At 33.8% G+C, this 11,275-nt stretch carries 14 protein-coding genes; 9 read left to right on the top strand and 5 right to left on the bottom strand.

Annotation, left to right across the window (positions count from 1 at the left end; translation table 11 throughout):
• Positions 1–38 precede the first annotated feature (38 nt).
• Positions 39–803, bottom strand: a complete 765-nt coding sequence (istB, locus tag TE34_RS08585) for an IS21-like element helper ATPase IstB (protein ID WP_047983502.1) — start codon at positions 801–803, stop codon at positions 39–41.
• Positions 800–2,368 carry an IS21 family transposase gene (gene istA, locus TE34_RS08580; RefSeq protein WP_047983503.1) on the bottom strand — a complete coding sequence of 523 codons (1,569 nt, stop codon included), beginning with the start codon at positions 2,366–2,368 and terminating at the stop codon, positions 800–802. The genes istB and istA overlap by 4 nt, the downstream gene beginning before the upstream one ends.
• A gap of 432 nt (positions 2,369–2,800) precedes the next feature.
• Here istA and TE34_RS08575 point away from each other — a divergent pair, with 432 nt between their 5' ends.
• From TE34_RS08575 to TE34_RS21215, 6 genes are all read left to right on the top strand, one after another.
• The gene (locus TE34_RS08575; RefSeq protein WP_047984403.1) at positions 2,801–3,298 is read left to right on the top strand and encodes a DinB family protein; all 498 of its coding nucleotides are present in this window, start codon (positions 2,801–2,803) and stop codon (positions 3,296–3,298) included.
• 108 nt (positions 3,299–3,406) lie between these two features.
• The gene (locus TE34_RS08570; RefSeq protein WP_047984402.1) at positions 3,407–4,063 is read left to right on the top strand and encodes a Type 1 glutamine amidotransferase-like domain-containing protein; all 657 of its coding nucleotides are present in this window, start codon (positions 3,407–3,409) and stop codon (positions 4,061–4,063) included.
• Between the two features lie 28 nt (positions 4,064–4,091).
• The gene (locus TE34_RS08565; protein WP_047984401.1) at positions 4,092–4,712 is read left to right on the top strand and encodes an NAD(P)-dependent oxidoreductase; all 621 of its coding nucleotides are present in this window, start codon (positions 4,092–4,094) and stop codon (positions 4,710–4,712) included.
• Between the two features lie 110 nt (positions 4,713–4,822).
• The gene (locus TE34_RS08560) at positions 4,823–5,305 is read left to right on the top strand and encodes a hypothetical protein (protein WP_047984400.1); all 483 of its coding nucleotides are present in this window, start codon (positions 4,823–4,825) and stop codon (positions 5,303–5,305) included.
• 5 nt (positions 5,306–5,310) lie between these two features.
• Positions 5,311–5,520, top strand: a complete 210-nt coding sequence (locus tag TE34_RS08555; RefSeq protein ID WP_047984399.1) for a hypothetical protein — start codon at positions 5,311–5,313, stop codon at positions 5,518–5,520.
• Positions 5,521–5,655: 135 nt separating this feature from the next.
• Positions 5,656–5,829: a hypothetical protein gene (locus tag TE34_RS21215; protein ID WP_169749092.1), complete on the top strand. Its 174-nt coding sequence runs from the start codon at positions 5,656–5,658 to the stop codon at positions 5,827–5,829.
• Positions 5,830–6,136: 307 nt separating this feature from the next.
• On the opposite strand, the gene TE34_RS08545 is transcribed toward TE34_RS21215, so the two are convergent.
• The 3 genes from TE34_RS08545 to TE34_RS08535 all read right to left on the bottom strand — a co-directional run bounded on the left by TE34_RS08545 (position 6,137) and on the right by TE34_RS08535 (position 9,554).
• Complete coding sequence (locus TE34_RS08545; RefSeq protein WP_047984397.1) at positions 6,137–6,871, bottom strand: hypothetical protein; 735 nt, start codon at positions 6,869–6,871, stop codon at positions 6,137–6,139.
• Between the two features lie 209 nt (positions 6,872–7,080).
• Positions 7,081–7,665 (bottom strand): histidine phosphatase family protein, encoded by a 585-nt coding sequence (locus TE34_RS08540; RefSeq protein WP_047984396.1) that lies wholly within the window; start codon positions 7,663–7,665, stop codon positions 7,081–7,083.
• Positions 7,666–8,246: 581 nt separating this feature from the next.
• On the bottom strand, positions 8,247–9,554 hold the full coding sequence (locus tag TE34_RS08535; RefSeq protein ID WP_157037608.1) for a hypothetical protein: 1,308 nt from the start codon (positions 9,552–9,554) through the stop codon (positions 8,247–8,249).
• Between the two features lie 360 nt (positions 9,555–9,914).
• Here TE34_RS08535 and TE34_RS08530 point away from each other — a divergent pair, with 360 nt between their 5' ends.
• From TE34_RS08530 to TE34_RS21025, 3 genes are read left to right on the top strand one after another with little or no spacing between them, the layout of a single operon-like run.
• Positions 9,915–10,808, top strand: a complete 894-nt coding sequence (locus TE34_RS08530; protein ID WP_047984394.1) for a helix-turn-helix domain-containing protein — start codon at positions 9,915–9,917, stop codon at positions 10,806–10,808.
• A gap of 15 nt (positions 10,809–10,823) precedes the next feature.
• On the top strand, positions 10,824–10,967 hold the full coding sequence (locus TE34_RS21030) for a hypothetical protein (protein ID WP_157037607.1): 144 nt from the start codon (positions 10,824–10,826) through the stop codon (positions 10,965–10,967).
• Between the two features lie 16 nt (positions 10,968–10,983).
• Complete coding sequence (locus TE34_RS21025) at positions 10,984–11,157, top strand: hypothetical protein (protein ID WP_157037606.1); 174 nt, start codon at positions 10,984–10,986, stop codon at positions 11,155–11,157.
• The last annotated feature ends 118 nt before the right edge of the window (positions 11,158–11,275 follow it).

Here is an 11,275-nt window from a genome sequence, read left to right as displayed (position 1 = left end):
GTTGTGACCGTCAAGTAAAAAGACACAATTTATGCTCATTAATTTGAAACACTTTCTTGCCCAAATATAGTCGATCTATGTTTCATTCGATAACTATCTTCATTTAAATGAATGATTTCAACTCGATGTAAAATTCTATCTAATATAGCTGTAGTAATTGCTTGGTCACCTAATAATTCTCCCCACTCTTTTGGGCCTTTATTTGATGTTAAAATGATAGATGATTGATTATATAAATCATTGATCAAATGGAAAAACATATTAGCTTCCTGTTGATCCATCGCCATAAACATCAAATCATCAATAATGACTAAATCAGCTTCTCTTATTCTTTTCATTCTGGTTTGCGATTTACGTGTGATTTCCTCCGTTTTCAGCACGTGGACAAGATCTCCCATCGTAGTAAAGATAACCTTGTAACCTTGGTTTAACGCTTCAATGCCTAACCCGATTGATATATGAGTTTTCCCACTACCTGGTGGTCCTAATAGAATGATATTGTGCAACTGTTCTATCCACGTTAAATCTTTCAATCTATTCAATTGTTTGTTGCTTAAAGATTTCTGTTCTTTTAAATTGAATTCTTCTAGTGTCTTTTGGAAGGGAAATGTAGCCCATTTAAATCGTTTTTCTAATTGCTTTTCTTCTCTGCGAGTTTGTTCATATTTTGCTACATCTAAGAGGAACTGAGTAAAGGAGGAATCCTTTTGCTCAGCTTCTCTAATTAATGCAGGAAGGTGATTTGCTGTTTCCGTTAAACGTAATGTCTTCATCAACTCTTGTAATTGGTTTAGCTGACTCATACTGGTTCACCCTCCAGTATGGAAGTATAGGCATCTAATTCCCTTTTTTGAGCCTCCGTCTCTACAACCCATCCAGAAACTCCTATTATTCGTGTTACATTCTCATCGGTATCATTCACTGTATCTTCTATTTGTCGGTGTCGTTTTATATAGGCAACGACATCGCTAAAATCTGTTGCACCATAAAGGTTCCTTTTGATACACTCATTCAATGCTGCCGATAGAATTTCCCTGTTATTTATTTTTGTCTCTTTTAATATCATTTGGAGCTGATCCCTAATATATCGAGGGTACTTTTCTTTTACTGTTTGTAGATAATCATAAGCTATCCCATTGTCATTAAATTGCTGGGAAACGGTATTCATAAATGCATCGATACCTTTTGTCCTATCTCGGCTATGCTTCCTATCTTTAATCAATAATCCCTTCCCGTCAGGGATATGATGCTTTGCGATGATTTCACCTGTTTCAGGGCTATAAATGATTAATGCCTTTTCTTCGGTTTCCTTAATGCAGAGAGTTTCATATTTGCCAAACGTCCCCAACGGAAGAGAATAACGATTAGATAAATAACGAATAGTATTGTCCTTATGGACACATCTTGTTATACTATTTTCATAGTTATATTTTATATCTAGATTTTTGGTGACTGGTCTTAAGTGTTGTCTTTCCAGGGAAAACACTTCGACCGGTCTCTTTTTTGTTGTATGATGAACTTTATAGTTTCCAGTTCTATTGAGCCATTCCCAACCCTGTTCATTCCAAGAATCAATGTTATGAAATACCCGATGTTTAGCGAAGTTATGTTTAATAAAACCAACTACATTTTCGATTTTTCCTTTACTCTCTGGATCAGCCTTGCGGCAAACACGAAGGGTTAGATTCCTAGATTCTTTATATTGTTGGAACTCTTGCGTTAATATTAAATCCCCACCATTCTCACTGACGACTATTAAACTGTCTTGGTCGTATACTAATTCACTTGGAATCCCCCCAAACCACCTAAATGCATTTTCATGTGCTTTTATGACATCTTGGGTAGTGTAAGGCCTATCTAACCATTCTTTATATTTATATCTAGAATTAGATAATACAAAAGCTATAAAGTTTAGTTTTACTTCCTTATTATCGACTGCCTTCTGTTTCGTATGACCAAAATCAACTTGTATTTGTTCACCCATAGGTGAATCAGGTATAGCCTCATATATTCGTGGTGAAGTTTCCTTCTTTATTTTATATTCCTCTCGAAGCTCTCTAACATATAATCGAACTGTACTTTCACCTACTTTTAAATCTTCGTATTTCTCTTTTAGCCAATCTTCTACTTGTGCAGCTGACATATCTGGATGTTCCCTTAACCAAGATAATATCAGCTCTTTATAAGCATCTAATTTCTTACTCCTCGTCTGAAGTGACTCTACCCACTCAGACATATCCGAAGGAGACTTTTTTAGATAACGATATACTGTTGAACGTGATATTCCTAGCTTGTCTGCCACCTTCGTCTTACTGAATCCCTTTTTGATTAACTGACTAATTTCCATATACATTTCCCACTTATCCACCTTCTGTTACCTCCACTGTTGTATGTTTTAGGATATAAACATTTTACAATGGAAAGTACCTATATTTTATTGGTATATTTGGGTAAATAAGTGTTTCTTTTTATCTAGCAATAACTGTCTACTCTAGTTTAGCAGTCACACTGGTGTTCCAGAGAAGGAAATTAACATAAGTTTGGTTATCAATGTTATCGTATTAATAGCTCTATTATTTTTATTCTTTTTTTAACTACTTTACTATCAGGTCTTTTATAAAAAATTTACATTTCCAGTTTTGGATTGGATAATTATGGTCATTATGATATTTTTCATGTTGTGCTAACAGAGCTGGTGAGAGGTAGAAGGTAACTGTCATCATTATTGATATAAATATTTATAAGTTCAAAAAAAGTGAAGACTTCAGATTTCATTTGGCTAATACAAAGGAGTATTTAAATGAGTGACAATAAACTGCTTATTAGTTTCAAAAATGATCTTCATAAGTATTCTTTGGAGCAGCTAAGATATATACGGGAAAATGGGGTTTGGTCTATTGGACAAATGTATGACCATTTAATTGTTTGTGCCCATGAGTATCTTGATAATATGGAAACATGTACTAAATTAATTGAGGAACACCCCCGTGGAAAAACCAAGTTTGGTGAGCAATTATATAAGAACGGAGAGTTTCCACCTATTAAAATAAGATTACCAGATGAACTAAATTCTCCACCAAATAACTCAGACAGCAAGGAAGTCCTATTGAGCAGGATGGATCAGCTGATTCTAAGATTGAGTCATTGGGAATCGAAAGTGGATGATATTAATTCAAATAATAAGGTTGAACATGGTGGGTTCGGCTGGCTGAATGCAAAGGAATGGTATGATTTGGTTGGAATGCATTTTCGTCATCATTTGCGCCAAAAAGCTGAGTTGGAAAGTTACATATTATAGGTGGATACATCATACTTTGGGATCCCTTGTCCAACTTAAGGGTTAATTCAAGATGGATGAAAGCTATTTTGAAATAAATGTTATTTATACTTCACCACGGGGGTACGTATGAAAACTCACTATTATTTAGGTTGGTTTAACAAATTTTTCCCAGAAAATCTGCGCAGAGCGATACAGGGAGACATAACCGATAGAAAATCGATTGCTATGATCAGCTCGAATCCATCTAATTTCGAAGAGGTTGGTGCTACGGAACGTTCGTGGCTTGACCAAGCTGGCATTGTGTTTGACGAATATCATTTAATCAATTATCGCGTCCAGAAAGAAGAGGCACAAACGATCATTCAAAATGCTTCCGTCATTTTCTTGTTGGGTGGAAGTATTCTAAATCTAAATGGCTTTTTGAAGGAATATGAATTATCGGATGCGATTAAGAAAAGTAGTGCCGTTGTAATGGGAGCAAGCGCTGGTGCCATCAATATGTCCGCTAAATGGCTATGCTCGAAAAAATTTGGGGATGAAGTTGAAAGGAACACGATCTACAACGGAATAGGTCTGGACAATTTCTCCGTCCTGTCTCATTTTGATCTGGAAAATAACATGGAACTGGTTCAAAGTGAACTATCTCCTTTATCGGAAGAAATCAATATTTATGCGTCCAACAAAGATTGCGCTTTACGTGTAAAGGGAGAAAAAATCGACATCTTAGGCAATGTTTTTCTAATGTCCCACTCAAAGATTCAGAAATTGGATGAGACGCTCTAGTTCTATGGCTTAAAGGAGGATGATACTTATGAATATTTTAATTTTAGGTGCAACTGGACGAGTGGGAGGTCAATTAGTTAATTATGCTCTTCAAGACAAACATCAGGTTACTGCATTGGTTCGTTCTCCTGAGAAGATTCAAATAAATAATGAACTTTTAACTGTTATACGAGGTAATGTTTTAAATAAAGAGGATATCGAAAGAGTAATGGTTGGGATTGATGTAGTTATTAGTGCGCTAAATACTGATGGAGTAACAACTTTGTCAGAGAGTATGCCATACATTATTGAGGCAATGGAAAACGAAGGTATTCAACGGATTATCACGATAGGAACTGCAGGTATCCTACAAAGTAGAACTACTCCCAATTTACTGCGCTATCAATCTAGTGAATCAAAGCGTAAGTCAACCCGTGCTGCAGAAGAACATCATAAAGTTTTCGATTTGCTGAAGCAATCAACTCTCGAATGGACTATCGTATGCCCTACGTATTTACCGGATGGAGAACGTTTAGGCGAATATCGCGTGGAACGTGACTTTTTACCGGTTGATGGATCCAAAATACACGTTTCGGATACAGCTGAATTTACATATAAGCAGATTAATAGCAACAATTATCTAAAATTACGTGTAGGTATCGCCTACTAATAATATAAAATAGATGTTAATTTTCGGGTGTATTATTACTTCAAGAAGAAGCAAGTATTGAAGCAGGATGGCGGAGTAAACTACTAAACTAGTTACAGGAGGGGAGTAATTTGAGAAGGGCTATAGTTGGACTTTGGTCTGGTCTGTCATTGGCGATAGTATCTTTTATTCTAGCGTTGGGTATGTTTTGGCTTTGCTTTTATATCTTGAATGTTCGTTTACATTCCTATATTGGTTCCCCCACTGAAGATGTAGTTATTTACTTTAATTACATGGTAATTATTTTGGGGTTCTTTTTTTCCATAGGGATAGCTAGATATATACATAAAACCTATTCGAATGACATAATTAAAACTACTATCTTCATTTCACTAACAAATAGTATAATTGTTGTTATTTCTTCATGGCTTTTGGTAAATTACTATGACAATACGGACCTCTTTCACAAAATCTTCCCACCATTAACAGAGCGATATCCTTTACCATTTGGTACCGATAAAGGAATGGGATATTATAGTATCTACGGAATATATCTTTTTTTAATTCAAGTAATAATTGGTTATATTGTTGGTAAGATAAAAAGTAAGGAGTAGAGAGAATGTCTATCATAAACTTTTTGTTGCCTTTTATATTTTCATTCATGATTACCTCTACTGGGATTAGTGTGATTTACTTTGCAATAAAAAATTACCGTAAAGAATCCACTAAAACATTTAATTCCTTTATAGCCAGTTTTATTTTGTGTGTTGCTGGATTAGGTTCCTTTATTTATGGTATAGAGGGTTTTTGGTGGTTATTTGCTTATTAAATAAATTTGTAGGCTAAAGTTGAATAACCTGCGAGGAAGAATATGTGCACAATAAACTCTGACCAAATAAAGATAGCTATAAGAAACAAAAATCTTTATAATAAGAGATAAACGAGCGAAGAGGTGACAAATACCATGTCCGAAAAAAAGAAGCTTAGTACTAAAGAAATTGTACAGCAGCAGTTAGAACGGAAAAAACAAGCGCAAGCAAATAATAATAACTCCAAGCATGGCAATGGATCAGCTAAGCAAATGCAAAGCCAACTTGCGAAGAAGCCAAGTATGACCCGCCGTAAAATGGGTAGCTAATGATTAATAAGTAAATGAAATGGAGGTACCATTCGTAATGAATTGGCACCTCCATTTTTATTGTATGCTATATAATGAACCTGAAAAATAGGAAAATAAATAATATAGTAAAGAACACTCCTCGTATAATAATGGATTGTCTTACCTTATCCTCATCTACTTTCGGTTCTTCCTTAAACCCTTGTTTAAACCATAATTGAATAGCCTTTGTTGGATTGTTATATTGCCAAATTGATATACCATAGAACGCGATAACTAAGATAAAAAACAAGATAATTTTATCATATCGATCCCCTATCCAATGTACTCAATCATAACCTCCAGAAGGTTCAGGTAATGCCTTGTACTCTTCCTTTGCCAGGACAATCTCTTGATGTACAAACGCTATGAAGTTTTTTAATATATTATCTGGTGTGCTATCACAATAAGATGTAATCCATTCCCGTTCATAATCTTTGCCATTCAATGTTAGTTTAAGTTTATTTATTTCATGAGGTTTTGCACAGGAAGTATCAGTAGCGTTTTCTGCTGAATATAATATGTCTGCCTCTTTCATTTTCTCGTAAATCAACTTCATTTCTTCATCAGATAATAGCATTTCTATCGTTTGATCATCATTTAAAATCATATTCTTCGTATAGCTATTTTCAAATGTATCTATAATGTTTCTTGCCTCATAGCCATAATTTAGGACAAAATTAAAGTCATCTGGCATTTCTAATGGTAATGACTTTTCATTGTCCAACTTATCTCCTTGAAAAACTAGAAACAACACCACCACTAAAACAATAGAACACAGCACCAATTCTACCCAATCGATTGCCTTCCTTGGGATATTATATTTCTTGTTATACCACGTTATTTTGATAACAGACATAATCACTGCAAGTATTAGAACCGGTGTAAGTATAACGGGCAGAGAAACTTTTAATGTGGTAGAGAGATACAAAATGACGAGCCAAAATATAATAAGAAAAACAAATATCTCGAACCGATACTTTTTCCTACTAAATAGGATTTCGATAAATTTTTTCTTTGTCAAAATGCATCCCCCTGTCGATTCTAATTTCAGTTAACCCACCCATAGTTATGGTGCGGAAATTTTAGAATTATCTATATTTATCTTAACACATATTGAAATGAGTACGACCCTAAGAAGAGAACTTTAAGACGAAAGACAAATAGAGACATTCACCGAATGAATGTCTCTATTTTAGTATGGTAAACGGGTGTAACCCCATGTAGCCATACTTACATTTTCTTATCTAATTCCAAATGATCCTTCTGATTATAACTTCTAATAGCCCACGAATCCTTATCCCTAGTCAGGGTCGTAATACTAGTATTATCAATAGTAGTTCTACCATATCCCAGTTCTCCACCGGATAAAATCTCTAAGGTTTGGTTAATAACAGCTGCATGGGAAACGATGATGATGTGTTGGTTGGGGTATTTTTGATGCACTTTATCCAAACCACCCATAATACGAGAACAGAATGCTTCTTTTGTTTCTTGGTTCGGATATTGTTCGTCAGGATAGCGCTCATTTCTTTCATCCATCGTTAACCCTTCTGCATCTCCAAAATCCCTTTCTCCCAAATCATCCAACTCTTCAAAAGGAAGGTCCAAGTAGGAGTTGATGATTTCGGCTGTTTTTTTTGCTCGGATTAGGTTACTCGAGATGATTCTATCAAATTGGGAAGGTTGGAGGGAGGCTCCACAAGCGTTGGCTTGCTTGATTCCTTTTTCGTTTAAGGGGATATCGGTGCGGCCTTGCATACGGTCTTCTACATTCCAATTCGTTTCACCGTGTCTTATCAAATATACGGTTGTCATGATTTCTCTCCTTTCTCTACGAAGGGTACAACTAGTAAGTTCTTAATAGCTTACTAGAGTCTAGTAAAAATCGTTCCAGCATTCGTAATGAATAGAGGATTATTCCATAAATGCCTATACAAAAAGTGCTAGTGACTATTAAAAGTCCTAGCACCAGATACACTGATATTGTATTAATGGGTCATCGCTCCTAAGTAGACTTCACTACCGTGTATACTAATTTCTTGAAAACCTAATCTATTGAACATCTTTCTAGAACTCTCATTTATATTTTTTACAATGTCAGATCATGACAAAAGCCAATATAACCGCATGGGTTCTGGAGAAAAAAACGTATTCGATATCATCGCGTCTAATACAGGAAACCGTAAATACAGAAAAGAAGAAAAAAAGCTACATTTGATATGGATGCAGAACTTCATAACAAATAAGAGTGTAAATGCGGTGACGTAATAGAATGTAAAAAAGTTAAGTTCCTAACAAGAAAAAGAAAAAAGCTGAACCAAATAATTGGAACTGCTTTTTTCAATACACTTAAAAATATTGTTAAATTTTAATAGATATTGTGTTACTTAATGAGTTTAGTATATTTTTACGTCGGTACCATATAAAGGACTTGTTACTGTATCATAATATGGCGCGTAATCCTTTCCAACATAACCCCAACCTCTAAAGGTAACAGATCTTCTGTTAATCATATCTGAGTAACTAGCACCCTGAGGATTTGTATATGAAAATGCTGGCTCATGTGTTGAAGTGTTGTTTGAATAAGTAGATCCAACGGCATAATCAAGGGTTAAATCAACTCTTCCACAGCTAGTACAACTATTATTAAGAACTGATAAATCACTTGAATTGATAGACCAAGAAGCTGAAAATCCAACGGTACCGTCTGAATTTACACCAATTTGATAACTTAGTGAATTTGAACCTGGATCACTACGTGGACCATAACGACCAATTCCAGAGTTAGTATCTGAATAACTAGTGTTTGAATAAATATCTATTTCTGAAACTGAATCTCCCGTTCCATCTGGTACTGCTTCCATGTACATTGTTAAAGCAGTCCAATCATTATAGCGATCTTGATCTATACTAGGTTTTAAGTAGTACCCTCTTTTTCTTTCAAATAGGTGACCGTGGTCTGTATTCCATACATATTCTGACGGTCCAAATGAAACATACCATCCAGAACCAATATTTGGGTATATGTTAGCTGAGGCTTCATCTGGTGTAAAGAAGTAAGTACGAGCATGTTCTTCAAATACGCCTTTTTTCTCACCTACATCTCCTCGTCTGTTTTCATTACCCCTCTTCAACCAGGCTTCAAGAACGATTGCTTCTTTAAAGGATTCTTTTGAAGCAGTTGGGCTATTTTGTATTACGCCAAAAGTTAATTTTCCACTTTTGTTTGAAGTAACATAGATTGCTTGATCAACACTCTCAAACTCTTCAAGGTTTTTAATATCTTCTTCTAGATTAATATCATAGTCTAGAAAATCAGCTAATTTCTGGGAAGTCATCTCTTGCCCTAGCAAGAAGAAAGTCTTACCTGAAGTTAATGCACTTTTTATTGATTGTTTATTCTTATCTTGGAAAACTTCAGCAACTTTTTCTTGAGCTACTACAATACCATCTGTTTTACCAGGGAATAAACTCTTAGAAGAATGAACATTCTTAGCAATGTTAAGACCTTTGTTTTCGATTTCTAAATCGAAATTACCAATTACTTGTAAGCCAAAATTATCATAGTTGATTTTGCTCATTACATCTTCCTTATTTACAGTTCTATTACTTTCTGTGGCAGTGATAGATGGAACAAATGAAGCAACAATCATTGTAATGGCCAATGAAATGGTCAGCAATAATAACTTCTTTTTCATCTTCATAATAACCCTTCTTTCCATACTTTTATTAACGGATTTTTACTGCCCTCCTCCCACTGAAAATTAGCTCCTAAACCGATAATATCTAAATAGTATTGCATTAAAAAATAGATAGATTAGTCAAAAACAACTATTAAAAGGGTATAACATAGCTTAACTATCATTTCGGTTTATTTTATTAGAAAAAATAATTGTAGGAATATTAAGTGAAATTAAGTAATCTATTTATGATAGAATTAGGTCAAAGAAATTATATAACTCATTCAAATTCAAATTTTTGTACATATTGCCTAAAAAAGATAATTATAGGAATATTTCGTAGGGAATTGATCTTTTTTTAGTATTATAAAAGGGGGAAGAAATATGAACTGGTATAAATTCGGCGACATTCTTAATAGCATAAGACTATCGGTTAATATGACACAGAAAGAATTAGCTGAAGGGATTTGCACCCAGGCCCAAATTAGTAAATTAGAAAACGGCCATGAACTTCCTTCAAGTATTACTATTTATCAGATAGCAAAAAAGTTAGGAGTTGATGTAGAATACTTTTTTAAACAAATTGAATTTGAAAGATTTGACTACATAGAAGATGTTGAGTTTATCACTCGTAAACATATTAGAAACAAGAATTATAAAGAATTATATGAAATTGTAAATAACGAATTAGATACTCCATTAGTAAAAGGTAATAAAGAATATGAACAATTCCTTCTGTGGCACCAAGGGATATGTATTTACTATATAGATAGTAATAAAAGTAAAGCGATAGAGACTTTAGAAAAGGCACTAAACATTACTAGAACAAAAGATTACGACTTTTATAACGAAAGAGAAATTGAAATTATTAATAGTATTGCAATTATTTATAATGAAGAAGGAGATTTCCTAACTTCTCTAAGATTTTTTGATAACGCAATTTATAATATTGATAAATTGCCTATTTTGAAGGATTTTACTATTCACTTGAGATTACTATACGGCGCTTCAAAGACGACGTTAAGTATGAATCTATTAAATGATTCATTAAAATATTGTGAAGTTGGTATAGAGATTTGTAAAAAAAATGAGTCCCTATATCTGCTAGGTGAACTTTATTATCAAAAAGCTCGGTGTTTAAAAAGATTAAAAGAAACTCAAGCTGGAGCATTTTTTGAAAAAGCAATTCGCATTTTTAATATTGAAGAAAAAAAAGAATATGAAGAAGTAGTAAGGGAAGCTTATCAAGAATATAAAGACGAGCTGCTAGTTCATTAGAAAGGAGAATTTTATATGAAAAAGTTGATTGCGATACTTTTAATGCTTGCATTATTTACTGTTGCAAATTATACACAACAAGACAACAACTTAATTAGCCAAGCTACAGAAATCGTAGGAACAGATGATGAGGATTTACCAAATCAACATAGTGATTAACGGGGGAGGTCAATAAATGAGTGAACGATTAAAAGCATATATTGGTTTTATGTTAGTAATTCCTTTTTTGGCAACGTTTTTTATTGGGAGATTAGATTTTATAGAAGGAGAATGGGTAGTATTAATTTATTTTCTTAGTTTAATATCTACTCATTTAATAGTTAGTAAGATTCAAGAAATGATTCATTAAAGGGTGCTTTGCTTGAATGAGACTATAAAAATAGAGCTTCCGAATAATGGAAGTTCTATTTTTTGTTAACCCATGACAGAAGTTAGGTATTTAAAATATATTAATTTAAGAATAGCTA

Origin of the sequence: Ornithinibacillus californiensis (genome assembly GCF_001038485.1) — a bacterium.
Taxonomy (GTDB): domain Bacteria; phylum Bacillota; class Bacilli; order Bacillales; family Amphibacillaceae; genus Ornithinibacillus; species Ornithinibacillus californiensis.
The sequence above is the reverse complement of the archived record's forward strand: the minus strand, read 5'-3'. Positions and strand labels throughout refer to the sequence as shown.

Excerpts from the sequence above, each read along its gene's own strand:
- istB (WP_047983502.1), bottom strand. The coding sequence starts at position 803 with ATGAGTCAGCTAAACCAATTACAAGAGTTGATGAAGACATTACGTTTA.
- TE34_RS08575 (WP_047984403.1), top strand. The coding sequence starts at position 2,801 with ATGAGTGACAATAAACTGCTTATTAGTTTCAAAAATGATCTTCATAAG.
- TE34_RS08570 (WP_047984402.1), top strand. The coding sequence starts at position 3,407 with ATGAAAACTCACTATTATTTAGGTTGGTTTAACAAATTTTTCCCAGAA.
- TE34_RS08565 (WP_047984401.1), top strand. The coding sequence starts at position 4,092 with ATGAATATTTTAATTTTAGGTGCAACTGGACGAGTGGGAGGTCAATTA.
- TE34_RS08555 (WP_047984399.1), top strand. The coding sequence starts at position 5,311 with ATGTCTATCATAAACTTTTTGTTGCCTTTTATATTTTCATTCATGATT.
- TE34_RS21215 (WP_169749092.1), top strand. The coding sequence starts at position 5,656 with ATGTCCGAAAAAAAGAAGCTTAGTACTAAAGAAATTGTACAGCAGCAG.
- TE34_RS08540 (WP_047984396.1), bottom strand. The coding sequence starts at position 7,665 with ATGACAACCGTATATTTGATAAGACACGGTGAAACGAATTGGAATGTA.
- TE34_RS08535 (WP_157037608.1), bottom strand. The coding sequence starts at position 9,554 with ATGAAGATGAAAAAGAAGTTATTATTGCTGACCATTTCATTGGCCATT.
- TE34_RS08530 (WP_047984394.1), top strand. The coding sequence starts at position 9,915 with ATGAACTGGTATAAATTCGGCGACATTCTTAATAGCATAAGACTATCG.
- TE34_RS21030 (WP_157037607.1), top strand. The coding sequence starts at position 10,824 with ATGAAAAAGTTGATTGCGATACTTTTAATGCTTGCATTATTTACTGTT.
- TE34_RS21025 (WP_157037606.1), top strand. The coding sequence starts at position 10,984 with ATGAGTGAACGATTAAAAGCATATATTGGTTTTATGTTAGTAATTCCT.